A 24,166-nucleotide genomic window follows, 5' to 3' on the forward strand; every position below is an offset into this window, starting at 1 on the left:
CCCGGAGCCGAGCCGTCCGGGCCCGGCCGTCCGGGCGGCCCGCTCAGAAACCGCCCTCGGCGATGACGGAGCGGTACCAGTGGGCGCTGCGCTTGAGCACCCGACGCTGGGTGGTGTAGTCCACGTAGACCAGGCCCCAGCGTTGGTCGTACCCTTCGTCCCACTCGAAGTTGTCGAGCATCGACCACACGTGGAAGCTCTCCAGCGGCACTCCGGCGCTGATGGCGCGGTGCGCGGCGGCCAGGTGGTCGCGCAGGAAGGTGATCCGGCCGCTGTCGTCGACGGTGTCGTCGGCGGCCAGGGTGTCGGGGGTGGGCAGGCCGTTCTCGGTGACGGTGAGCGGGATCGGGCCGTAGTCACGGGTGACCCGGGTCAGGATGTCGTACATGCCGTCGGGGTAGATCTGCTGCCAACCGGCCTCGGAGGTCGGCCACCGGTGTTCGGTGCTGCCGTCGGCGGTGACGTAGATGGGCGTGTAGTACTGCACGGCCAGCAGGTCGACCGGGGCCGAGATCACCGCCAGGTCGCCGTCGCGGATGCCGCGCACCATCCGGCTCTGCGGGCCCAGGTCGGCCAGCACATCCTGCGGGTAGCTGCCCTTGAGCAGCGAGTCGAGGTAGAGGCGGTTCTCGTAGCCGTCGTACAGCTGGGCGGCGGCGGCAGCCTCGGGGGAGTCGTCCGTGGGGTAGCAGGGGTGCAGGTTGAGCGCGGGGCCGATCCGGCCGGTGCCGTCGGCGGCGCGCAGCGCCTGGACCGCGAGACCGTGGGCCAGTTGCAGGTGGTGGGCGACGAGGTAGGCGGCGTCCGGGTCCTGCCGGCCGGGCGCGTGGTGGCCCATGAGATAGCCGTTCTGCACGACGGTCTTGGGCTCGTTGATGGTGAGCCAGACGGGCACCCGGTCACCGAGGGCGGTGAAGACCGCGTCGGCGTAGTCGGCGAAGCGGTGGGCGGTGTCGCGGGACTCCCAGCCGTCGGCGTCCTGCAACGCCTGCGGCAGGTCCCAGTGGAACAGGGTGGCCATCGGGGCGATGCCGCGCTCGTGCAGGCCGTCCAGGAGACGGCGGTAGAAGTCGAGCCCGCGCTGGTTGGGCGCTCCGGTGCCGTCGGGCTGGACGCGGGGCCAGGAGATGGAGAAGCGGTAGCTGCGCAGACCCAGGTCGCGCATCAGGTCGAGGTCTTCGGCGTACCGGTGGTAGTGGTCGGCGGCCACGTCGCCGGTGTCGCCGTTGCGGGTGCGCCCGGGGACACGGCTGAAGGTGTCCCAGACCGACTCGCCGCGGCCGTCCTCCTTGGTGGCGCCCTCGATCTGGTAAGCGGAGGTGGCCGCGCCCCAGCCGAAGTCGCGGGGAAAGCGCAGCGGGCCGGCGGGCCCGGTAGGTATCGACATGGATTCTCCTCGTGGATACGGGGCCGCCGCCGAGATTCGGGAGCGCTCCCAGGATAGGCCAGGAGCGGCCGGCCCGGTGAGCCGGCCGTCAGGGCGGCCGGCGTGGCGGGTCGAGGCGGGTGAGGGCCCCGGACAGCGAACGAGGCCGACCGGGCGGCGCCTCGCGCCTGTCCCGTCGGCCTCTTTTCCCATTGTGTACGGGGGTTTAGTGTGGGGACGGGGGAGGGCAACCCCCGTCCCCACCGTAACTGCACACACACGGGCGGAATTTGGGTCCTGCCGTGCGTGTCGCGCGGGAGCCGGGCCACGCGAGTGGCTCTGGTTCCACCTCCCTCCCTGTGGCGGGATGATGGCTGACGGCGGCGTCCGGGCTGGCCCGCCGTCGGCCTTCGGGTTGGTTCCCCGGGCCCGCCACGAGGACGGTCCCGGTGATCTTCCAGTTGGAACCTTTGTCGATGGAAGCGCTCCCATCGACCGATGTTGCGACTGTAACGCCCGTCACGCCTTTGTGAAAGACCCAAAACGAGATCGAAACAACTGGGTGATCCCACCCTCTGTGCGCTTGTTGTGGGAGCGCTTCCATGGCACACTGTCGATTCAACGCGACAGGAGCCAGATCGCGTGGGCGTGGGTCCGCCGAGGGCAGCCGGCAGCACGACTTCCGGTCACGGCACCCGATCGCAGCCGGCGGAACCCCCTCCCGCGCGGGCCGCACCGCCGTACCCCGGCCGGGCCCGGGGCGACCACCTTCCCGGCGCCTCGAATCCCCCGCGTACCACCACACCCGCGGGCAGGCGCCTCGCCGGGGACCACCCCGGCCTGGTCCGAGGAGACACCGCGCACATGAGACAACTGGCACGACGCCGCCGAGTGGCGATTCTCGCCGCCGCCGCGCTCGCCATCGGCGGGGTGACGCTGCCCGCCGGCGCCGCGCAGGCAGCACCCGCCTGCGACGTGGTCTACGCGACCAACGACTGGAACACCGGCTTCACCGCGAACGTGACCATCAAGAACCTGGGCGACGCGGTCAGCAACTGGACCCTCAAGTGGACCTTCCCGAACAGCAGCCAACGAGTCACCCAGGGCTGGTCGGCCAGGTTCAGCCAGTCCGGCAGTGAGGTCACCGCGACCAACGAGTCGTACAACGGCAACCTCGGCACCGGTGCTTCCACCACCATCGGCTTCAACGGCTCCTACTCGGGCAGCAACCCGAAGCCCACCTCGTTCACCCTGAACGGCACCTCCTGCAACGGCACCCCGGCCAACCAGCCGCCGACCGTCTCCCTCGCCCTGCCGAGCGGGCCGTTCACCGCCCCGGCCGACGTGCCGCTGACCGCCACGGCCAGCGATCCGGACGGGACGATCAGCAAGGTCGAGTTCTACCGCAACGGCCTGCTGATCAACACCGACACCACCGCGCCGTACGCGTACACGCAGGAGGACCTGCCGGCCGGCAACTACACGGTGCAGGCCAAGGCGTACGACAACGCCAACGGCATCGGGGTCGCCGAGAAGGCGTTCACCGTCGGCGCCGCCAGCGGCCCGACGCTGATCGCCACGCCGTCCGCGGTCAGCGTCAACGAGGGTGGCACGACCACCTTCAACCTCAAGCTCAGCGCCGCGCCGACGACCAGCGTGCCGGTCACCCTCACCCCCAGCGGGGACACCGACATCACGGTCTCGCCGACCAGCGCCACGCTGACGCCGACCAACTGGAACACCGGGGTCACCGTCACGGTCGCCGCGGCGGAGGACACCGACACCGTCGGCGGCGCCGCCACCATCACCGCGTCCGCCACCGGTATCGCGCCCCTGGCGGTCACCGCCACGGAGATCGACAACGACACCCCCGGCGGCGACAACGCCTACATCAAGAAGTTCCTCGACCAGTACGGCAAGATCAAGAACTCGGGCTACTTCAGCCCCGAGGGCGTGCCGTACCACTCGGTCGAGACGTTGATCGTCGAGGCGCCCGACCACGGCCACGAGACCACGTCGGAGGCGTTCAGCTTCTGGATCTGGCTCGAGGCCCAGTACGGCCGCGTCACCCAGAACTGGGCGCCGTTCAACAACGCCTGGACGGTGATGGAGAAGTACATCATCCCGTCGCACGCCGACCAGCCCACCGCGGGCTCCGCCGGCACCCCGCAGTACGCCGCCGAGTACAACCTGCCCAGCCAGTACCCCTCGGCGTTGCAGCCCAACATCTCCGTCGGGCAGGACCCGCTCCGCTCGGAGCTCCAGTCCACCTACGGCACCGGCGACATCTACGGCATGCACTGGCTGATGGACGTCGACAACACCTACGGCTTTGGCCACTGTGGTGACGGCACCACCAAGCCGGCGTACATCAACACCTTCCAGCGGGGCACGCAGGAGTCGGTGTGGGAGACCGTCCCGCAGCCGTCCTGCGACACCTTCAAGCACGGCGGTCAGTACGGCTACCTCGACCTGTTCGTCAAGGACACCGGCGCTCCCGCCAAGCAGTGGAAGTACACCAACGCCCCGGACGCCGACGCCCGTGCCGTGCAGGCCGCGTACTGGGCGCTGACCTGGGCCAAGGCGCAGGGCAAGCAGGCCGACGTCGCCGCCACCGTGGCCAAGGCCGCCAAGATGGGCGACTACCTGCGGTACGCGATGTTCGACAAGTACTTCAAGAAGATCGGCAACTGCGTCGGGGCCAGCACCTGCCCCGCCGGCAGCGGCAAGGACTCGGCGCACTACCTGCTGTCCTGGTACTACGCCTGGGGCGGCGCGTACGACACCAGCCAGAACTGGTCCTGGCGGATCGGTTCCAGCCACAACCACTTCGGCTACCAGAACCCGTTCGCGGCCTGGGCGCTGACCAACACCCCGGAGCTCAAGCCGCAGTCGTCGACAGCTGTCGCCGACTGGACCAAGAGCTTCGACCGGCAGCTGGAGTTCTACACCTGGCTGCAGTCGTCCGAGGGCGGCATCGCCGGCGGCGCGACCAACAGCTGGGACGGCAGCTACGCCCAGCCGCCGTCGGGCACCAGCACCTTCTACGGCATGTTCTACGACGTCGACCCGGTCTACAACGACCCGCCGTCGAACCAGTGGTTCGGCATGCAGGCGTGGTCGATGCAGCGGATCGCCGAGCTGTATCTGCAGACCGGCAACGCGAAGGCCAAGGCGCTGCTGGACAAGTGGGTGCCGTGGGCGATCGCCAACACGACCGTCGGCACCAACTGGTCGATCCCGTCGGACATGAAGTGGACCGGTCAGCCGACCACCTGGAACCCGTCCAGCCCGCAGCCCAACACCAACCTGCACGTCGAGGTGATCAGCAAGGGCCAGGACGTCGGCGTCGCCGCCTCCTACGCCCGGACCCTGATCGCGTACGCGGCCAAGTCGGGCAACGCGGCGGCGAAGACCACCGCCAAGGGCCTGCTGGACGCGCTCGACGCCGCCAGTGACGCGAAGGGCGTCTCCACCACCGAGACGCGGGGCGACTACAAGCGCTTCGACGACGTCTACGACGCGTCCACCGGGCAGGGCCTCTACGTCCCGCCGGGCTGGACCGGGAAGATGCCGAACGGTGACGCCATCGCCGCCGGCAAGAGCTTCCTCGACATCCGGTCCTTCTACAAGAACGACCCGGACTGGCCCAAGGTGCAGGCGTACCTGAACGGTGGTGCGGAGCCCAGCTTCAACTACCACCGCTTCTGGGCGCAGGCCGACGTGGCCATGGCGTACGCCGACTACGGGACCCTGTTCCCGAACGGCTGACAACGACCCGGGGTGGGTGGAGTGCCCCGCCCACCCCGGGGTTCGGCCGGGTCCGGGGGAACGACGGGACCCGGCCGGCGGACGGCCTGACACCCACGGTCAGGCCGGGGTGGGCCGGTCATCTGGCCAACGCAGCGGGTCGACCGGCCCACCCCACCGCCCGGACTGAAGACTGCCGCGAAAAAGCCCAGAAATTCCGGCTGTCGCGGGATCACACCACAGAGGATGACGGAGTAACGTACGTCACCGGAGAGGCCGCTCCCCCCGTGGCGGCCTCTCCACTTTTATGCCCGCCGGGACCCGTGCCCTGCCTGCTCGTCGGGCCGGACGTCCGGGTCGCCGGTGACCGGGTGACGCAGCCCCGGGTGCCCGGTCGGCAACGACCGGCGCAGCACCACCCAACTCACCGCCAGCGCCGCCGCGACCAGCGGCCAGGTCAACGCGATCCGGGCCACCACGAGCGCGAGCACCTGCCCACTCAGGTACAGCGGGACGAACACCGCCACCCGCACCACATAGGTCGCCGTCCACACCCAACTGGCCCTGCCGTACCCGCGCAGCAGCGCCGGGTCCCGCCGCCACCGGGTCCGCTGGCCCAGCGCCGCGCCGACCAGCACGCCGAGCAGCGGCCAGCGCACCACGATGCTCACGGCCCAGGCCAGCGCGCTGGCGGCGTTCGACAGCAGCTGGATCAGAAAGAAGTTCTCGGCCCGCCCGGTCCGCACCGCGATCAGCGCCGCGACGCAGACGGCGAGCAGCCCGATCAGCACCGAGCGCGGGCGGTCACCCCGCCGCAGCCGTACGCCGGCCACCACGACGCCCACGGCGAGCGCCGCGCCCACCCCGGCCCACAGCGACTCGCCCCCGATCAGCCAGCCCAGCGCGAACGCCACCGGCGGCAGCGTGGCGTCCACCGCGCCCCGCCGACCGCCCAGCAAGTCCGCCAGGGACTCGACCGGGGCCGTCCCACCGGCGTGTGGACCGGCCGCCGCCGCCCGGTCCGGCCCGGGCTCGACCTGGCCGGACTCCCGCCCCGGTGTGCCGTCCACCGCCACCTCCTCGCCTCGGTCCCAACCTAACCGGCGGGAGCCGGTGGGCCACCGACCGACCGGCCGGCACCGGCCGCTACGGTGTGCGGATGCGCGCGACGGCACGGGGTTGGACCGCGGTCTGGTTGGTCGTACTGGCCCTCGTCCAGGCGGCCGCCTTCCTCGCCGTCTGGCGGGTGGCCCTGCACACCGAGATCGGCCAGTGGGTCGACACTGTCGCACTGACCGGCAACCAGATCGGCCACGACCGTATCGACGGTCCGGTGGACCGGATCCTCAACGCGATGTCGGTGGTCTCCCTGCTCGCCGCCACCGCGATGATCGGCTTCATCGCGCTCATCCGGGGGCGGATCGCCCTGGCCGTCACCGCGACCCTGCTCATCGCCGGGGCGAACGTCTCCACCCAACTGCTCAAGTACGGCCTGAGCCGGCCCGACCTCGGCCTCGACCCGGACCGCGCAGCGGTGGGCAACAGCCTCCCCAGTGGGCACACCGCCGTGGCCGCTTCGGTGGCGGTCGCGCTCATGCTCGTCCTGCCGCCAAAGGTGCGGGCCGTCGGTGCCTTCGTCGGCGCGAGTTACGCCGCCCTCGCCGGGGTGGCGACCCTGTCCGCCGGTTGGCACCGACCCAGCGACGCGGTCGCCGCCTACCTGGTGGTGGGCGTGTGGGCGGCGCTGGCGGGACTGGTCCTGCTGATCACCCAACGCGAGCAGGCCCAGATCGCGCCCGGCGACGCCCACCGCGTCGCCGCGATCGTGCTCGGCGTGGCCGGCGTGCTCGCCCTGATCGCCTCCGGGCTGGCCCTCACCTGGCTGGTGGACCTGCGCGGGACCGGGCCGGAGGAGTTGAGCCGCCGCCCGCTCTTCGTCGGGTACGCGGGCAGCGCCGCCGGCATCGCCGGCACGATGGCGCTGGTGATGGCGCTGGTGCTGACCGTCGTGCATCGGCTGGTGCCGAGGGTCAAGGGGTGAGCCGACCGATGGACCCGGTTCGTGCCGCGTTCCGTGCCGAGTGCGGACGGCTCACCGAGGTCCTGGCCGAGGTGGACGACGTCGACCTCGACCGGTCCACCCCCTGCCCGCCGTGGACCGTCCGGGAGTTGCTCGCGCACGTGCGTACCGGCGCCGGACGGCTGGCCGACATGCTCGCCGCCCCCGCACCTCCGCGCGCCGAGGTGGACGCCGCCCGCTACTTCGGCGCGGCGAAGTTCACCCCGCAGGTGGACGCCGACCGCATCGCCGGCGGCCGCCGCGACGCGCGGCAGGCGAGCGGGGAGGCGTTGGCGATCGGGTTCGAGCGGGCCTGGCGGGCCGCCGACGCGGCGGTCGCCGGAGCCCCGCCCGATCGGGTGGTCCGGACCCGCCACGGCGATGCGATGCTCCTCACCGAGTTCCTGCGGACCCGGGTGGTCGAGGTGGGCGTGCACGGCCTGGACCTGGCGGCGGCGCTGGACCGCCAGCCGTGGCTCACACCGCACGCCGCCGCGGTGATCGCCGACCTGCTCACCGCGGGGCGACCCACGCCTGCCGCGTTGGGCTGGGACCGGCTGACCCTGATCCGCAAGACCACCGGACGTGCCGCGCTGACCGGCCCGGAACGGGCCGCGATCGACGCCGCCGGCTTCCGCTGGCTCGCCTTCGGCCGCTGACCCGACCACCCTGGCCCGTCAGCGAGTGCCGCTGGCGCCGCTTTGGTCGGTCGGCTCGCCGGACCGCGCGCGGGCCCGGGCGACGCCGGGCTGCCCGGTCAGCTCGCCGGGCGGGGTGCGGGAACGTGCGGGGCGACGCCCCGCAGGTGCGTGAGCACCACCGGGTCGATGCGGCCCGGCACCAGCCGCTCCTCCAGGTTCTCCAGCCCCGCCCAGGAGAACAGCGCCGCCTCCGGCCCGTCGTCGCCGACCGGGTGGCCCAGCGCGGTGAGCAACGTCGCGACCTCGTCGGCGACCGCGCCGCTCAGGTCGAGCAGGGTCGCCGGGTCGGGTCGGCTGAACAGCAGGGTGTGCACGGCCAGCAGCCGGCCCAGTTCGGTGACCGGGTCGGGGTGGTCGTCCACCCGCAGGTCGATCAGCACGTCGCTGGTGCCGCCGTACCCTCCGCCGCGCTCGACCACCAGCAGGCCGGCGCTCTGCCGGCCGCGCCGGTCCCCACCGGCCTCGTCACCGGCGCGCAGCGCGGCGACCAGCCGCTCGGCGAACGGCAGCGCCGAGGAGGCCAGCCACGTGTCGCCCAGCGCGTCGACGACCTCCGGGCCGGTGAGGATGTTGCCCTGCGCGGCCCAGCCGTCGCCGGTGCGCCCGCCGGCCCACGGGTGGCAGGCCGGGCCGGTCCAGCTCGCGCCCGGCCCGCTGACGCCCACCACGCCGAGCTGCCGGTGCTCCCGCTCGGCGTCGGCGGCGACCAGGCCGGCCACCACGTCGGCGGCGCCCACCCCGGTGCGCAGCAGAGTCAGCCCCTGCGGGCGGTAGGCGAGATTGACGTGCGCCTGGGTGGCCAGCGCGCCGACCTCGGCCTGCGCGGCCGGCACCAGCGCCCCGGCGGCGAGGAACTTGCTGGCCACGACGACGCCGTGGCGGCGGCCGTCGGCGGATCGGGCGACGAGGGAGAAGGTCACCCGCCGAGACTATCCGGCCGTTCGGCGTACGCCGACGGCTCAGAACGGTGTCGCGGCGGCCTCCGGCGGCCCGCCCCGCGCCCGGCGGGCGTCGGCGACCGCGACGCCGCCCAGCACGACCACTCCGGCGGCCGACGCGGCCAACCCCGGCAGGAACAGCAGCGGTACGGCCACCGCCGCCAGCACCAGGATGGCGATCCAGCGCGACGGGGAGACCCGCCCGAACACCTCGTACTCGAAGCGGGCCCGGCCGGCCAGGAACAGCGCGGGTCCGCCGAGCGTCATGGCCAGCCACGTCGGTGGGGCATGGCCCAGCGGGTGGTCGATGATCAGCTCGTAGCCGACCGCCGTGGCGGCCAGGCCGACCACCATGACCAGGTGCGTGTCCGCCGCCGAGCGACCGATGTTGGCCGGGTGACGGGCCGTCATCACCGCCTCGGCCAGGATCTGCCCGGCGCGCTGGACGTAGATCCGCCACAGCATGATCGACGTGGCCACCGCGAGCGCGAAGGCCAACGCGTGCCCCGACTCGTAGGTGCCCTTGCTGTAGGCGAAACCGGCCACCAGGATCGTCTCGCCCAGCGCCACGAGGAAGAACTGCTGGTACCGCTCGGCCAGGTGCTCCCCGGCGATCTCCCACTTCGAGACCGTCGACCGGCCCAGGCCCGGCACCGGCCAGCCGCACCGCGCCGCCAGGTACTCGATGAGCAGCGCCAGCGTCCAGAGCACCACCTGCCCGTTGGTGGCCAGCAACGCCCCACCGATCCAGAACACCCCGCTGACGGCGAAGACCACTGTCATCCGCACCTTCAGCCGGCGGTACGGATGTGGCCCCAACGCGATCGACAGGATCAGCGGCCGGGTCACCTGCGCGATGACGTACGCCGTCGCGAACATCAGCGAGGTCTCGCTGAAGGCCCGGGGGATCGCGACCCCCATCACCATGCTGGACACGAGCGCGGTCAACACCACTGTCTGCAGCGGCGCCCGGTACGGGTCGTAGCGGCTGGTCGTCCACGCGGTGCCCTGCCAGACCGACCAGAGGGCCAGCAGCAACAGCAGCGTCTTGCCACTGCCGGTGACCGCCGCCCAGAGGTGCTGCCGCGCCGGGCTCTCGGTCAGGTCCTCGAACGCGCGCGCGGAGATCCGGGTGAGCGCGAAGACGTAGACCAGGTCGAAGAAGAGCTCCAGGAACGTGGCCCGACCGGGTGCGGCCGCCGCCGGAACCGGCTCCAGGTGTCCCGCCGCCCTGGAACCCATGGTCAGCGGCCTGCGCCGGTGCTCCGGTCCACCTCGAAGTCGTAGCACCTCGGCCGGGGCGCGCAGCCGCGAACCGGCGATTCTGCCCACTTCGGGGATCTTGCTCGCGGGCACCGTCAACGGGCACGATCGATCGGTGACGAATCGATGGGGCATGACGGTGCCGTTGGGCGGGATCCCGCTGGCCGATCACCAGGCGGTCTACACGACCCTTGATCGCGCCGGGTTCACCGACGTGTGGTCCTCCGAGGTCGCCGGGACCGACGCGTTCACGCCGCTGGCCCTCGCCGCGGCGTGGCAGCCGCGGCTGCGGCTGGGCACCGCGATCACCCCGGTCTTCACCCGTGGCCCCGGGCTGCTCGCCATGAGCGCGGCGGCGCTCGCCGAGGCGGCACCGGGCCGGTTCGCGCTCGGCATCGGCGCGTCCTCGCCGGTGCTCGTGCGGGACTGGAACGCGGTGCGGTTCGACGAGCCGTTCCGGCGCACCCGCGACGTCCTGCGGTTCCTGCGCGCCGCGCTGCGCGGCGAGACGGTGGACGAGGTCTACGACACCTTCACCGTGCGCCGGTTCACCCTCGAACGGCCACCGGCGGTGCCGCCGCCGATCCTGCTCGCCGCGCTGCGCCCGGGCATGCTCCGGCTCGCCGGCGCCGAGGCCGACGGGGTCATCCTCAACTGGCTCAGCGCCGACGACGTGCCGCGGACCCTCGCCGAGTTGGGCGAGCGGCGGGCCGGCTTCGAGATCGCCGCCCGGATCTTCGTCTGCCCCACCGAGGACACCGCGTACGCCCGCACGCTCGGCCGCCGGCTGATCACCAGCTACCTCACCGTGCCGGCGTACGCCGAATTCCATCGGTGGCTCGGCCGCACGGAGGCGCTGGCGCCGATGTGGGAGGCCTGGGCGGCGGGTGACCGGCGTGCCGCCAGCGCGGCGGTGCCCGACGAGGTGGTCGACGCCCTGGTGCTGCACGGCTCGCCGGAGCGGTGCCGGGCCCAGGTCCGCCGCTACGCCGACGCCGGCGTGGACGTGCCGGTCCTCGCGCTGCTGCCCACTCCCGAGGTGACCGCCGGCAGCGCCGCCGCCCTGATGACCCTCATCGCCCGGTTGGGCACCGAGCCCGTGGGAGCGTCCGCGTGAACCTGACCGACCGGATCGCGGTGGTCACCGGCGGGGCCGGTGGCATCGGGGCGGCACTGGCACGGCGCTTCGCCACCGAGGGCGCCGCAGCGGTGATCGTCGCCGACCTGGACGCCGAGGCGGCCCACGCGGTGGCCGAGAGCATCGGCCCGGTGGCGCACGCCGCCGCCCTCGACGTCACCGACGAGGCCCAGGTCCGCGCGATCGTCGACGACACCGAACGACGCTTCGGCCGCATCGACCTGTTCTGCGCCAACGCGGGAGTGACCACCGGCGGGGGAGTGGAGGTCGACGACGCGGCCTGGGACCGCGCGTGGCGGGTCAACGTGCTCGCCCACGTCTACTCGGCCCGCGCGGTGCTACCCGGGATGCTCGCCCGCGGCGGCGGCCACCTGCTGCACACCTGCTCGGCGGCGGGGGTGCTGACCGCGGTGGGCGACGCCGCCTACACCACGACGAAGCACGCCTCGGTGGGCTTCGCCGAGTGGCTCGCCATCACCTACCGGGACCGGGGCATCCGGGTCAGCGCCCTCTGCCCGCAGGGTGTGGACACCCCGATGCTCGCCGACGGCATCGTCGAGGGCCACCTGGGCGCCCGGGTGATCGCCGCCTCCGGAGCGGTGCTCAGCCCGGACCAGGTGGCCGAGGCGACAATCGCCGGGCTGGCCGAGGAGCGGTTCCTGATCCTGCCGCACCCGGAGGTCGCCGACTACGCCCGCCGCCGCGCCGAGGACCCGGACGGCTGGCAGGCCGGCCTCCGCAAGCTGGTCCGCCGGCTGACCGCTTAACGCCCCGGGACGCGTCCGGCGACCAGGAGGTGCGCGCTCGATCCGACCAGCGCTGGCTCGGTGCTGTAGACGCGGGCCAGATCCAACGCCGCGGAGAAGACCGCGTCCTGCCCCGGCCCGCCCGCCGCGGCCTCCGCAGCCGTCCACGCGGGGCCCTCCACCCCGTGTACGACGACGTCGGTCAGCCCCGCCGCCGAACACTCGTCGGTGATCTCCTCGACCCGATGGAAGTAGGCATGGGTGAAACCGGTCCGTGGATCGTTGGTGCCGTCGGTCAGGAGGCTCTCGGCCTCGTCGAGGAGCCTCTCGTCGAGGCGTCCGGTGGCGGCGAAGTCCAGCGGGCCGGCGAAACGGGAGATGGCGGCGGCCACGACGTGACCGCCGGGGCGGGTGACCCGGACGGCCTCCCGTAGCGCCTTCAGCCGGTCGGCACGGTTCACCAGGTGGTAGAGCGGCCCCAGGAGGAGCCCCACGTCGTACGCGTCGTCGGCGTCGGGAAGCGCCCGCGCGTCGGCCACCCGGGCCTCGATGGGCGGCTGTCCGCCGCGTGCCTGGGCGACGTGACTCGGCACCAGGTCGACGAGGCGGACCTCGTAGCCGGCACCGGTGAGGGCCCTCGCGTACTCGCCAGTGCCTCCGCCGATGTCCAGGACGCGAGCACCCGGGCCGGGCAGGAGATCCCGCAGGAGCTGCGTCGTGCGGATCCACTCCAGCCGTGCCTGGGGGCGGGCGGACAGCCGCTGGTCCTCGCGGTAGCGCAGCGTGTAGTAGTCGACGATCTCGCTCGTGTGCTGATCCACCCCCCGATGCTCGTCGTCGCGCCTATCCGCCGCCACCGTGTTTCCGCGCCGGCGCGCGACTCCTCCCTCGAAGGCGGGAACGCGTTCACCTCCGCCGGGGAGGAGGCGCGCGTCCGGCCCGCAGATCATCGGTTCATGAATGTCACTCGATCCGCAGCGATCGACCGGGTGCGGCGATGGGCGGTGGCCTGCGGCGTCTTCGTCGTCGGTGCGACTGCCCTGCGTCTCTACCGGATCGCCCTCGACGATCGGAACGCGCATGACATCCACTGACCCGGGCCGCACCTGGGCCGCCGCTCCCGCGCCCTGGGCCGTCGGGGCCGCGTACGCCGTCCCGCTCTGCGTCCTGCCGTCCGCGATCTGGCGACTGTCCCTCGTGTTCACCGACGACGCCGTCACGACGTGGTACATGATCTTCCTGTCCGTCCTGTCGATGGGCCTGGCCCTGTCGACACTCGGGCTGGTGCACCACTGGGGACAGCAGGTGCCGCACTGGGTGCCGCTGTTCGGCAGGCGTTCGATCCCGGCACGCCCGGTCGTGCTCGCCGCGGTGGTCGGCGGCTCGTTGCTCGTCGCCATCTGCCTGTACCTGGTGCTGAACAGCACGTTCCACGTCGTGAACCGCGGCTGGGTGGGGATGGGGCGCGACGAACCGGCGCGCACCCCGCCCGGCTGGGACGTGCTGCGGTACTACGCACCGCTGGCCGCGTGGGGCCCCCTGGTGATTGCGGTGGCCGCCGACTACGGCCGCCGCGCCCGGCTCCGATCCCCCAACCCGCCACCGGTGATCAAGAGGTTCGGGTCAGGAACGGGTCCTGACATGACGCGAACCTCTTGATCACCGCGTGGGTCGGCGGGGGTGGGAGTGGGGGGACCGGCGGGCCTGGTGCAGGGGGGAGGGGTGGACGGACCAGAGCAGGCGACGCCACCAGGGGCGGGCCGAGCGCAGGTTGGCGACGTAGGCCGTGGCCACCTCGGCGGCGCGGGCCGCCTGACCGGCCGCCGCGGCCTCGGGGGCGAAGCCCACCTGATTGAGCAGCGTCGCCAGTTCGTCGACTGCCGGCTCCGCGCTGGGCACGCCGCCGCCGGGTGTGGCGCTGCCGTTCGTGCCGCTGCCAGGTGCGCTGCCACCGCTGGTCGTGCCTGCTCGGGCTTCGGCAAGGGCCTGGCGGGCCTGCGCGGCCACCTCGGTCGCCGCCAGGTCGTCACCGACCGGACGGCCGGCCAGTCGCAACGCGTCGGTGACCTCCCGCCAGGCGCCGGCGATGCGCTGGCCGGGGTCACCACCCGCCAACCGCTTGCGGGTGAGGGAGCGGCGCATCGCCAGCAGGGTGAGCAGCAGCGCCCCCACCAGGAGCAGCAGCGCACCGCTGCCGCCCGCGACCAGCACCGGCGTGGACGCGCCACCCCGTGCGGGCGGGCCCTCGGCGGCGGCCACCGGCTCCGGCGACGCGCTCGGATCCACAGTGGGCGCCGGCGCCTCCGACGGCGGCGGGTCCTCCGGGGTCGGACGGAAATCCTCCTCCACCGGCCTCGGCTCGTTCTCCGGGCGGGGCAGCGGGTTGAACGCCACCCAACCCAACCCGTCGAAGAGCACCTCCGGCCAGGCGTACGCGTCACCGGCCCGCACCGGGCCCTGCCCACTGCAGGAGAAGCCGACCACCACCCTCGTCGGCAGACCGGAGAGCCGGCCGAGCACCGCGAACGAGGCCGCGAACTGCTCCGACGTCCCGCGCTGCCCGCCGCCGTTGCGCGGACCGAAGAGGAAGAACGCCAGATTCGGGTACGCGTGCCCGCTCGGCGCGTCGGCCACCACCCGGTAGTGCTCGGCCAGGAACTGCTCGATCGCCACCGCCCGCTCGTAGGGGGCGCCGTTCTCCTCGGCGAGCTGTGTCGCCAACCGGCGCATCGGGTCGGGCACCCCGTCGGCGACCCGCAGCACCCGGGCCACCTCCTCGCCGGCCGGCACGTTCGCGGTGGCCAGCAGGTTGTTGTCCGGGCGTTCCCGGGCCGACGTCACCGTGTACCGCAGCCCCGGCGTCAGTCCCTCCGGCCTGATCAGCGTGCCCGTCGCCGGGTCGTACGCCACCCGCGCCCCGCTGACCTCGCGCGGCGTCGCCACGGCCGGCAGCAGCCGACCGCTGAGCTCCGCCACGGTGATCTCCTGCCGAACACTGTCCACGGTGCTGTCCCGGGCCGGCGCGGTGGCCGGCAGGATCCGCCCCGCGTTGCGGTACGTCGCGCCGACCCGCCAGGTGATCCCGTCGTAGTCGCTGAGCACCGCCAACCGGATCTGTACGCTGCGACCCGCCTTCGAATCGTCCGCGCCGCCGGTCGCCTTCGGGTCGTTCCCAGCGTCGGCCGGCGGGGTGGCACCCACCGTGTTCACGTCGAGGAGTTTCTGCTCCGGGCGCAGCGCCCACCCGGAGATCCGGATCAGCGGGTTCTCGTCGAGCGTCTGCACCTGCGGTGGCTCCACGTACCGGCGCGGATCCACCGGACGCCCGTCGACCTGACCGGCGACCACCGGGCCGAGCAGCGCGACCAGGCCGATCACCAGCGCGACGCCGAGCGCCGCCGAGGCCGCGAGCCGAAGCCGTACCGCCGCGCGCGTCCCCGGGGCGAGACCGGCCGTCGGGTCACCGCCGGCCGACGGCGTACCCGAAGGCGCGGCCAGCCCGACCGCCGCGACCGCGACGAAGGCGACAGTCGTCCCGATCGCCGGTTCGGCGTTCGGGCCGACCACGTAGAGGGCCGCCGCGTAGAGCCCCGCCGCCGGCAGGTAGCCGAGCAGCACCCGGCCGGTGCGCAGCGCCACCTCCGCCCCGGCCAGACCGGCCAGCCAGGCCGCCACCACCGGGATCAGCACCGTGTCCGGTGTGGGCTCCACGGGAATCATCGCGGTGAGCAGCCGGGGAATGCCGTTGCGGGCGGCGTCCGCGCTCACCTCCAGCAGGCTGCCCGGCAGGTCGGCGTGGGTGGCGGCCAGCCGCAACGCCCACAGCGTCCAGCCGGCCATCGCCGCCATCGACACCGGTGCGACAAGCCAGGACGGCAGCCGTCGGGTGGCGACGCTCACCAGCACCGAGCCCACCGCCGCGCCGATCACCAGCCGGGTCAGCAGGTCGCCCGCGTACACCCGACCGAGCACCACCCCGGCGAGCGCGGTGAGCGTGATCAGCGCCAGCGGCACGACGGCCGCCCGCAGCGCGCGTACCACCCGCGCCGCGGCGCTCGGGCCGCCGCCCGCCGGCGGCGCCTGTCGACGGGCCGCCGTCTCCTCCTGCGGCGCGATGCCCGTCACCACCGGCGTACCCCGTCCCACTCGGCGGCGAACTGCGCGCCGTCCGCCGCGTCGACCACCACCAGACCGGCAGTGCCCGCCGGCGTCGGCTCGGCCGCGCCGAACACCCCGACCACCACCGACGGGTACGCGCCGCGCAGCGCGCCGACGTGTCCCAACCCGTCCCGACCACCGGGGCCGGTCAGGAAGACAAGTGTGTCGCCGAGCCGGTCCTGGCGCAGCCGGGTCGTGACCGCGCGCAACGCGTCGGCCTCGTCGGACAGGTCGGCGGCGGCAAGCCGGTCCAGGGGCCCGAGCGCGGGGCCGTCCCCGCCGTCCCCCTGCTCCGGGCCGACCAGCAGCATCAACACCGGCAGGTCCGCGCGGTGCGCGGCGGTGACGACCGACGCCGCCGCCTCACACGCGGACTCGAACGACTCGGCCACCCCGCCGGACCGCTGCGGATGCGCGGCGGCCCGGTTGTCCAGGAGGACGACCAGGCGCGGCAGGCTGGTGTCCACGTTCTCGCGCACCATCAGCTCGCCGACCCGGGCACTCGTGCGCCAGTGCACCCGACGCAGTTCGTCACCCACCACGTACTCCCGCAGCGAGTCGAACGTGATCGACCCGTGCGGCACACCGTCCACCCGGCCGTCGAGGCTGCGGCCCGCGCCGCGGGGCACCGCCGTGAGCGGATGGATCCGGGGATGCACCCAGACCGGCGTCGTCCCGCCGTACGGGCGGGCCAGCGCCACCAACCCCAACGGGTCGCGCCGCGTCACCCGCAGCGGACCGACCGGCACCACCCCGCGACGGTCGGTCGGCACGTCGTAGCGGACCTCGGTGTCCCGACCGGGCCGCAGGCGCAGCAGCGGCACCGGCACGGCACGGCTCCCGCACCGGTCCTCGGCCAGTAGGTTCGCCGAGCGCAGCCGGCCGGCGTTGCGCACGGTGAGCGTCATGCTCGCCGGCTCCCCGCGCGCCACCCGGTCCGGGTCCGCCTGGCGGTCGACCACCAGTTGGGGCCGCCAGGCCGCGGTCAGCGCCGCGTAGCCGACGGCCGCGCCGGCCGCCGCGCCGAGCAACGTCAACTCGGGGTACGCGAAGCGGAACCCCAGGCCGAGCAGGACGACGGCGGCGACGAGCAGCCCGACTCCGCGGGCGGTGATCCCCATGGCGCTGCTGCCGGTCAGCCCTGCACCGGGGCGGGCTGCCCCGACGGCAGCGGCACCGGCACCGAGGCGATGGCCTGGCGCAGCACCTCCGCAGGGGTCACCCCGCGCACCTGCGCGTCCGGGGTCAGCAGCAGCCTGTGCGCGAACACCGGCTCGGCGAGCGCCTTCAGGTCCTCCGGCATGATCCAGCCCCGACCGTCGATCAGCGCGTACGAGCACGCTGCCCGGGTCAACGCGATCACGCCCCGAGGGCTGACCCCGACGCGTACCTGCGGATGCGTGCGGGTGGCGGCGGCCAGCCGGACCGCGTACGCGTAGAGCGGCTCGGCGATGTGCACCCGGCGGGCCATCCGGACCATCTCCCCGACTGTCGCGGTGTCGGTGACCGGGGCGAGCGCCTCGGGGGAGCGGACCGTCGCGCCGCGCAGCACCTCCACCTCGACCGCCTCGTCCGGGTAGCCGACGGACAGCTTCACCAGGAAACGGTCGAGCTGCGCCTCGGGCAGCCGGTAGGTGCCGTCCATCTCGACCGGGTTCTGCGTGGCGACCACCAGGAACGGCGCGGGCACCGGGTGCCGGACGCCGTCCACAGTGACCGTGCGCTCCTCCATCACCTCCAGCAGCGCCGACTGGGTCTTCGGCGACGCCCGGTTGATCTCGTCGGCGATGACGATGTTGGCGAAGACCGGCCCCGGATGGAACTCGAAGTCACGGGTCGCCTGGTTGAAGATGGTCACGCCGGACACGTCCGAGGGGAGCAGGTCGGGCGTGAACTGGATGCGCCGCCACTCACCCTTCACCGTCGCGGCGATCGCCCGCGCCAGGGTCGTCTTACCGACCCCGGGCACGTCCTCCAGCAGCACGTGACCCTGGGCGAAGAGCGCGGTCAACGCCAACCGGACCACCTGCGGCTTGCCGAGCACCACCGCGTTGACGTTCTCGGCCAGCCGGGCGGCCAGGGCGGCGAAGCCCTGCACCTCCGGCTGGGTGAGCGGCTCGTGGGTGTTCACGGTCGGTGGTGCTCCTCGGCTGGTGGTTCAGCAGGTGGGCAGGACGTTGATGTTGTCGCCGCCTTCCAGGTTGAGCCAGGCCCACGGGATGTAGTTCTTCCCGCTGTACTCGACCTGCACCCACCAGGTGCTGCGCTTCTGATCGTTGTAGATCCACGAGTCGACGTCCTCGCCGGACTTCTTGCAGTACGCCTTCAGCCGGGTGCCGGGCTTCGCCCAGCCCTCCTGCTTGTCGTTGTCCTGCCGGGTCACCGAGAAGATCTCGTTGCCGTTGCGGCCGTCGACGTCCCTGTTGCAGTACGTCCGCTGGTCGCCGTCGGGGCCGTTGTTGCACGTCGCGATCCCGTACAGCGGCTCGGTGCTGTCCGCCCGCTCCGCGGTGCCTTTACCGGCGGCGTTGCTCGCCGTCACGGTGAACGTGTACTTCGTGCCCGGCGTCAGTCCCGTCATCGTGATGCTGGAACACGCCCCGGCCTTCGCCGGCTCACCCGACGTGCTCAGCGAGCAGGTGGCCTTACCGCCGCCCGCGTCCACGGTGAACGTGACGGTCGCCGACGTGGCCGTCGCCGACGAGCCGGTGACCGTGACCCGGGGCGCGGCGACCGTACGGGCCGTGGCGGTGGCCTCCGGACCGGGCCCAGCCTCGTTGACCGCCTTCACCTTCACGGTGACGTTCTGGCCGTTGCCCAGCCCGGTGACTGTCGTGCGGGTCTCGGTCACCTCGCTCGTCCTGCCGCCGACGTCCACCTGGTACTTCGTCACCGGTCGGCCATTGGCCTCCGCCGGCGACCACTGCACGGTGACCGCGCCCGGCTGGTCGGCGACCGTACCGGCCTGCAGGTCGAGCGGCCGACCCGGCGCCGCGAACGGCACCACCGTGTTGCTCACCGGCGACGCGGCCGAGCCGGCGCCCTTGTCGTTGACGGCCACGACTGTGAACGCGTACTGGGTGCCGAACTCCAGCTCACCGGCCGGCACCACAAGCTCCGTCTTCGTCGACTCGCCGGCCGGCGCGTTCGTCCCCGCCGACGTGGCCGTCACCGCGTACTTGGCGATCTTGTTGCCCTGCCCGTTCGCGGCCGGCCACTTCACCACCACCGTGCCGTCCGGCCGCTCCTGCGCCGTGACGCTGGCCGGTGGATCGGGCACCGCTGCGGTCGGGGTCACCGGGTTGCTGCTGCGCGCCGGGCCGTCACCCTTGGCGTTCACGGCGTGCACCGCGAAACGGTACGTCTCGCCGTTGGTCAGCCCCTTGACCTCCACCGAACGCTGGTTGGCGCCCACCTCCAGGCGTTGACCGGCACCCTGCACCACGTACCTGATGATCTCGGCACCGTTCGCGGCGGCCGGCCGCCAACTCACCCGGGCCTGGGCGTTGCCCGCGGCGGCGGTGACGCTGCGCGGCGCGCTCGGCTTGCCCACCCGGGGCTTCTTCGGCGGGGGCGGCGGCGGGGGAGCCGGCGGCGGGTCACCGCCCAGCACGTCGTTGGCGTACTTGTCGACCTCGCGCACCTGGTGCTTGTCGTCCACCACCCGGGCCGTCGCCGAGTCGGGCGAGTTGATGAAGAGGTGGTTCTCCCGCACCTCCATCTCCAGCGGCCCGTTCGCCCTGCCCTTGACCGTGTCGACCAGCTGGCCGCCCGCGTCGAAGGAGTAGATGGTGCCGGTCGCCTCGTCGGCACAGTAGAACCGGTCCGCCCAGGCCACCGCCGGGCTCAGCCGGTCGCCGCTGCCCGGCACCGTGAACGCCCGCTCCTCACCGGCGTCACCCACGACCAACACCCGCCGCTCGGCGGGCACCGTCACCGGCACCCGCGGCCCGGAGGTGCGGGTCGGCATCGCCGCCGGGCCGGGCAGTGTCAACGGCGTCGGGCGGACCTCGCCGCGCTGCACCCGCACCAGCCGGGCGGCCGTACGGTCGAGCACCGCCACCCCGTCGTCCAGGGTGGAGACCACCAGCTCGTGGCTGGCGTCGGCCACGTCGTACGTCTCAACCCGCTCCGGGCTGAGCCCGCCACCTGCCGGCGCGGCCGAGGCCGGCGCGGACGGCAGCTTCGCGGCGGTGATCGCCGAGACCGTGCCCTCGCTGGGCACCGCGATCCAGAGCCGGCCCTCTCCGTCGAACGTGCCGCCGGTGATGCCCGGGGGATAGCGCACCGGCTCGCCGACCGGGCTCAACGACCGCGGGTCGAGCTGCCGCACGATGCCCTGCACGGCGTCGACGACGAACGCCGCGTCCTCGTGCAGGGCGACGCTCACACCCAGGCCGGGGGTGGTCGGCGTGGTCGCGGTGAGCTGCAGCGTGGCCAGGTCCAGCGAGCTGATCTGCCCGGTCTGCAGATCACGCAGGATCAGCAGCCGATCGGTCTGGGCGACCTGCATCGGGTGCCGGCGGGCACCGGGAACCTCGGTGCGGGTGTCCACCCGGGCGGTGACCCCGTTGACCCGGGCCAGCTCGCTGCGGACCGCGCTCCACAGCCAGGAACTCGCGTCGTAGTTGGCCACCGCGTTGTCCGCCGCCCCCAGCCCCAGGACGGTCAACCCCATCGCGGCCAGCAGCGCGGTGACCGTGCCGACCGTCACCAGCCCGCCGCGCAGTCGGGACCGGGAACGGGGGGCGTCGGTCCGCTCGGCGTCGTCGATGCTGGCCACAGCCGGCTGCCTTCCCTGAGTCGTGGCAGGTGGCGTACGCCTCGCGGCGACCCCTCCCCTGAGCCGGGTGCCATCATATGGCTCGGCCGGGAACGGGGGAACCCGCACCGTCACCCCTGTGGATACCGAGCGTGCGCAGTGGACGCCCAGCTCAGCTCGACGATCGCGAACCCGACTGTGTCGACTCGGCGGCGCGGACCGCTCACGATCAGCTCGGCGGTGTGGACCGTTCGCGCTTGGTGCAGACCTGGCTCGAGGTGGCGAAGCTGTCCGTGGAGTAGACCGCGAGCACTGTGAAGCAGTAGTCCACCCGGGAGCTGAGACCGTTGATGGTGTGGCTGGTCCGCCCCGGTTCCACGGTGGCCATCACCCCCAGCGCCAGACCGGCCCGTCCACCGGCGACCATGAACGGCACCGCACCCCCGGACGGGTCCGTCCAGGTCAGAGTGATCGTCACGAGGTCGTCGCGCAGCTTCAGGTCACCGGGAGGGGGACCGCTCACCGCCGGCGCCGCCGTCACCGCGTCGCCGGCCGGGGGTGGCGCGTCGTCGCGGTTCAGCACCACCGCGCCCAGGCCGGCAACCGCGACCAGGGCAACCCCGGCCGCCACCGCCGCGCCGATCAGCGTCGCCCGGCTGCGACCCGTCGAAACACCCTCATCGGCGTACGCGGTCGAGTAGGGGTCCTGCTGGTACCGCTGCCCCGGATACACCTCGTGGCTCTGCTGGTAGGGCTGCCCCGGGTACTGCTGACCGGACGGGTACTGCGCGGCGGGCGGCTGCGTGACGGTGGCCGGCGGCCGGTAGGCCGCGGGCGCGAGGGGCGCAGCCGTCGTGTCCTGGGGCGGGGCCGGCTCCGGCCCGACGGCCGGGAACACCTCCGTCGACGCGGACGCGAAGCCCGACGGCTCACCCTGCACGGTCGGCAACGGTGGGCTCGCGACCGGCATGCTCTCGCCGCCCGCTGTGGACAGGCCGCCCAGGGTGGGCGCCCCGCCCGGGGTGGCGACGTTGCTCGGCGTGGGCACACCGCCCAGGGTGGTCGCGCCGCCCAGGGTGGTCGCGTTGGTGGGTGGGACCGCGCTGGTGGGTGTGACCGCGCCGCCCAGGGTGGCCGCGCTAGCGGGTGTGGTCTCTGCGGCGTCCGTCCGTGGCGGGTCCACGGGGTCCCCGGCAGTCGTGGGTAGCGGATGCGGGGGCGCAATGCTGCTCCAGGGGGGAGCGGTCAATCCCCACGGTGGCGCGCTCACCGGCGGCGCGCTCACCGGTGGCGCGGAGACGGGCTGGCTGTAGCCGGGTGGTCCGGATACGGGGTAGGGGTGGGCTGGTGGTCCGGACACGGGGTAGGGGTGGGCTGGTGGTCCGGACACGGGGTAGGGGTGGGCTGGTGGTCCGGACACGGGGTAGGGCTGCGCCGGTGGCCCCGACACGGGGTAGGTGTGGAGGGGCGGCGCGGACACCGGCGGTCCGTAGCCGGGTGGTCCGGACACGGGCTGGGTGTGGGCCGTCGGTGGGCCGGAGGCGGGGTGGGGCCGGTCGGGCGGTCCAGAGACGGGTTGGCCGTGCTCGGGCGGAGCCGACACCGGACGCGAAGGGCCCGCGGCCGGTGCGGAGGTCGAACCGACAGGCGGCGCGGAGACCGGCTGCGTCGCGGCGGGCGTCGCGCTGCCCGCGTGGTGCAGGGGTGGCCCGCTCACCGGGCGGGAGGGCGCCGGGTCTGGACTCGTCGGGATGGTCCCGGAAGGCCCCGGCCGGTCCGTCGTGCGGGTCGGCCCGCTCGGCCCGGCCGCTGCGACCCGGGCGGCCTCCTCGGCCAGCAGGGGCTCGATCTGCCGTACCTGAATGGTCGGGTCGGCCCACCGCGGAGCCGGCGCCGACGGTGGGGGTGCCGAGGGCGCGGCGGAGGTCTGCGCGGCGACAGCCGGGGCCGGACTCGTCGGGTGGACCGGAGGGCGAGCCGGATCCGCGGCCGACGGCGTGGAGGGCGGCGCCTCGACGACCGGGTGGATCGGCTGGTCATTCGTTCGCTGACGCGGCGGTGTGGGTGGTGGCTGCTGCCGGACGTACGGCGTCGGCCGGCCGGCGGCCTGAGGCGGCGGCGCGACCGGTGGGGGTGACGGCGGCGGCTGCTGCTCGGTCCGCTGGCGCGGCGGCACCGGCTGGACGGGCGTTGCCGGCGCCGGTGACATGACGGGCGCGGGCGGGACCGGATGCGCGGGCGGTGCCGGCGTCGGCGACATGGGTGACGAGGTCGGCGCCGCATGGGTGGGGGCCGGGGGAGGCGGTGGGGCCCAGGGCGACGCAGGAGCCGGACCATCGCCCGCCGCCGGGCGCATCGCGGCCAGGGTCGCCAGGGACAGCGTCGGACCGGTCAACGCCGATCGGGCGCCGGAGTCCTTCGTCGTGGCAGCGGGGGCGGACGTCGGCGGTCCGGCGTCCGGCCGGGTCTGCCCAGGGCTGGCCTCGCCGAGGTAGTCGCGGGCGGCGCGTACCACCGGGTGGTGCTCACCGAGCACGGCGGGCCCGGCGCTGGCGACGCGCGTGTAGTTGCGGCGGGCCTCGTGTCTGTTGCCCAACTCCTCGGCGACCTCGGCCAGTTCGAAGGCGAGCGCGAGCATCGTCGGCTCGGAATGGTCCCAGCGCCGCTCGCCCGCCGCGAAGGCCTCCTCAAGCACCCGGCGGGCGGCAAGCGGGTCGTCCGCCTCGCGGTGCAGGCGGGCCAGCAGGTGCGCGGTGTGCAGCGTCTCGGGGTGGTCCTCGCCGTACGGCCGACGGGCGGACCCGACAGCGTCCGCGAGCAGCTGCCGGGCAGTGCCGAGGTCGCCCTCGGCGCGCAGTGCGAGGGCCCGTTGCTGGACGGCGGCCAGAGGAGAGGGATGGGACACAGGGCAATGCTGCCCGGCACCGGGCCGCCGACGCTACCCGGGCTCACACCCGATCCCGCTTCGGTGACCTCGCGTGACGGGTGTGAGCAGGGGCGGGAGGGCGACCGGGCAGGCGCCGGTGGGCGATGTGCATGATCCACGAGCGCCGTGTACAGTAACTCCCCGTGCGGCTCGCCGTGCCGACCTCGGATGGAAAGATCATCTGAGCGGCGAGGTAGGCTGAACGAGCAGGTCCGGGTGGCGGAATGGCAGACGCGCTAGCTTGAGGTGCTAGTGCCCGTATAGGGCGTGGGGGTTCAAGTCCCCCCTCGGACACAAACAATTGCCCCACGGTGCGCGCTGAGATCGGTTTCAGCGTGCACCGTTTGCGCTTCCGGGTG

The 24,166-nt window shown here is 73.5% G+C and carries 17 protein-coding genes and 1 tRNA gene; 8 read left to right on the plus strand and 10 right to left on the minus strand.

Annotated features, from left to right (window positions below):
- Positions 1-43 precede the first annotated feature (43 nt).
- Positions 44-1,387, minus strand: coding sequence for a GH1 family beta-glucosidase (locus ACLQ27_RS28225; RefSeq protein ID WP_425869518.1), 1,344 nt, complete (start codon positions 1,385-1,387; stop codon positions 44-46).
- An 843-nt stretch (positions 1,388-2,230) separates the two neighbouring features.
- Here ACLQ27_RS28225 and ACLQ27_RS28230 point away from each other — a divergent pair.
- A complete protein-coding gene (locus ACLQ27_RS28230; protein WP_357574313.1) occupies positions 2,231-5,137 on the plus strand; it encodes a glycoside hydrolase family 48 protein in 2,907 nt (968 codons plus the stop codon).
- Between the two features lie 284 nt (positions 5,138-5,421).
- Here the strand turns inward: ACLQ27_RS28230 and ACLQ27_RS28235 are convergent, their stop codons facing one another.
- Positions 5,422-6,075: a DUF3159 domain-containing protein gene (locus tag ACLQ27_RS28235; RefSeq protein ID WP_425869551.1), complete on the minus strand. Its 654-nt coding sequence runs from the start codon at positions 6,073-6,075 to the stop codon at positions 5,422-5,424.
- Positions 6,076-6,269: 194 nt separating this feature from the next.
- On the opposite strand from ACLQ27_RS28235, the gene ACLQ27_RS28240 reads away from it, so the two are divergent.
- Together ACLQ27_RS28240 and ACLQ27_RS28245 are read left to right on the plus strand one after the other, a co-directional pair.
- Positions 6,270-7,157: a phosphatase PAP2 family protein gene (locus ACLQ27_RS28240; protein ID WP_357493208.1), complete on the plus strand. Its 888-nt coding sequence runs from the start codon at positions 6,270-6,272 to the stop codon at positions 7,155-7,157.
- 8 nt (positions 7,158-7,165) lie between these two features.
- A complete protein-coding gene (locus tag ACLQ27_RS28245; RefSeq protein WP_425869553.1) occupies positions 7,166-7,834 on the plus strand; it encodes a maleylpyruvate isomerase N-terminal domain-containing protein in 669 nt (222 codons plus the stop codon).
- 98 nt (positions 7,835-7,932) lie between these two features.
- Here ACLQ27_RS28245 and ACLQ27_RS28250 read toward each other — a convergent pair whose 3' ends face one another.
- Positions 7,933-8,796, minus strand: a complete 864-nt coding sequence (locus tag ACLQ27_RS28250; RefSeq protein WP_357493205.1) for a DUF1028 domain-containing protein — start codon at positions 8,794-8,796, stop codon at positions 7,933-7,935.
- Positions 8,797-8,835: 39 nt separating this feature from the next.
- A complete protein-coding gene (locus ACLQ27_RS28255; RefSeq protein ID WP_357574312.1) occupies positions 8,836-10,146 on the minus strand; it encodes a low temperature requirement protein A in 1,311 nt (436 codons plus the stop codon).
- Positions 10,147-10,210: 64 nt separating this feature from the next.
- Here ACLQ27_RS28255 and ACLQ27_RS28260 point away from each other — a divergent pair, with 64 nt between their 5' ends.
- Positions 10,211-11,194 carry an LLM class F420-dependent oxidoreductase gene (locus ACLQ27_RS28260; RefSeq protein WP_357493438.1) on the plus strand — a complete coding sequence of 328 codons (984 nt, stop codon included), beginning with the start codon at positions 10,211-10,213 and terminating at the stop codon, positions 11,192-11,194.
- Positions 11,191-11,982, plus strand: a complete 792-nt coding sequence (locus ACLQ27_RS28265; RefSeq protein WP_357493200.1) for an SDR family oxidoreductase — start codon at positions 11,191-11,193, stop codon at positions 11,980-11,982. The genes ACLQ27_RS28260 and ACLQ27_RS28265 overlap by 4 nt, the downstream gene beginning before the upstream one ends.
- Here ACLQ27_RS28265 and ACLQ27_RS28270 read toward each other — a convergent pair.
- Entirely contained in the window at positions 11,979-12,782 is an 804-nt protein-coding gene (locus tag ACLQ27_RS28270; RefSeq protein ID WP_425869522.1) for a class I SAM-dependent methyltransferase, read from the minus strand. The genes ACLQ27_RS28265 and ACLQ27_RS28270 overlap by 4 nt on opposite strands.
- 6 nt (positions 12,783-12,788) lie before the next feature.
- On the opposite strand from ACLQ27_RS28270, the gene ACLQ27_RS28275 reads away from it, so the two are divergent.
- Entirely contained in the window at positions 12,789-13,055 is a 267-nt protein-coding gene (locus ACLQ27_RS28275; protein ID WP_425869524.1) for a hypothetical protein, read from the plus strand.
- Positions 13,042-13,620 carry a hypothetical protein gene (locus ACLQ27_RS28280; RefSeq protein WP_425869526.1) on the plus strand — a complete coding sequence of 193 codons (579 nt, stop codon included), beginning with the start codon at positions 13,042-13,044 and terminating at the stop codon, positions 13,618-13,620. Before ACLQ27_RS28275 ends, ACLQ27_RS28280 begins: the two co-directional genes overlap by 14 nt.
- Here the strand turns inward: ACLQ27_RS28280 and ACLQ27_RS28285 are convergent, their stop codons facing one another.
- The 5 genes from ACLQ27_RS28285 to ACLQ27_RS28305 form a co-directional block, all read right to left on the minus strand.
- Positions 13,621-16,107 carry a DUF3488 and transglutaminase-like domain-containing protein gene (locus tag ACLQ27_RS28285; RefSeq protein ID WP_425869528.1) on the minus strand — a complete coding sequence of 829 codons (2,487 nt, stop codon included), beginning with the start codon at positions 16,105-16,107 and terminating at the stop codon, positions 13,621-13,623.
- On the minus strand, positions 16,083-17,240 hold the full coding sequence (locus tag ACLQ27_RS28290) for a DUF58 domain-containing protein (RefSeq protein WP_425869530.1): 1,158 nt from the start codon (positions 17,238-17,240) through the stop codon (positions 16,083-16,085). Before ACLQ27_RS28290 ends, ACLQ27_RS28285 begins: the two co-directional genes overlap by 25 nt.
- Positions 17,241-17,254: 14 nt before the next feature.
- Positions 17,255-18,250, minus strand: a complete 996-nt coding sequence (locus tag ACLQ27_RS28295; protein WP_234587888.1) for an AAA family ATPase — start codon at positions 18,248-18,250, stop codon at positions 17,255-17,257.
- A 27-nt stretch (positions 18,251-18,277) separates the two neighbouring features.
- Positions 18,278-20,902, minus strand: a complete 2,625-nt coding sequence (locus ACLQ27_RS28300) for a fibronectin type III domain-containing protein (protein WP_425869532.1) — start codon at positions 20,900-20,902, stop codon at positions 18,278-18,280.
- A 208-nt stretch (positions 20,903-21,110) separates the two neighbouring features.
- Entirely contained in the window at positions 21,111-23,786 is a 2,676-nt protein-coding gene (locus ACLQ27_RS28305; RefSeq protein WP_425869534.1) for a tetratricopeptide repeat protein, read from the minus strand.
- Positions 23,787-24,017: 231 nt separating this feature from the next.
- Between ACLQ27_RS28305 and ACLQ27_RS28310 the strand changes: the two genes are divergently transcribed.
- Positions 24,018-24,101, plus strand: a tRNA-Leu gene (locus tag ACLQ27_RS28310).
- Positions 24,102-24,166: the final 65 nt, after the last annotated feature.

Origin of the sequence: Micromonospora sp. DT63 (assembly GCF_049841615.1) — a bacterium.
GTDB lineage: Bacteria > Actinomycetota > Actinomycetes > Mycobacteriales > Micromonosporaceae > Micromonospora.

Bases quoted from the DNA above. Each gene is read 5' to 3' on its own strand.
- ACLQ27_RS28225 (WP_425869518.1), bottom strand. From the start codon at position 1,387: ATGTCGATACCTACCGGGCCCGCCGGCCCGCTGCGCTTTCCCCGCGAC.
- ACLQ27_RS28230 (WP_357574313.1), top strand. From the start codon at position 2,231: ATGAGACAACTGGCACGACGCCGCCGAGTGGCGATTCTCGCCGCCGCC.
- ACLQ27_RS28245 (WP_425869553.1), top strand. From the start codon at position 7,166: ATGGACCCGGTTCGTGCCGCGTTCCGTGCCGAGTGCGGACGGCTCACC.
- ACLQ27_RS28260 (WP_357493438.1), top strand. From the start codon at position 10,211: ATGACGGTGCCGTTGGGCGGGATCCCGCTGGCCGATCACCAGGCGGTC.
- ACLQ27_RS28275 (WP_425869524.1), top strand. From the start codon at position 12,789: ATGCTCGTCGTCGCGCCTATCCGCCGCCACCGTGTTTCCGCGCCGGCG.
- ACLQ27_RS28280 (WP_425869526.1), top strand. From the start codon at position 13,042: ATGACATCCACTGACCCGGGCCGCACCTGGGCCGCCGCTCCCGCGCCC.
- ACLQ27_RS28290 (WP_425869530.1), bottom strand. From the start codon at position 17,240: ATGGGGATCACCGCCCGCGGAGTCGGGCTGCTCGTCGCCGCCGTCGTC.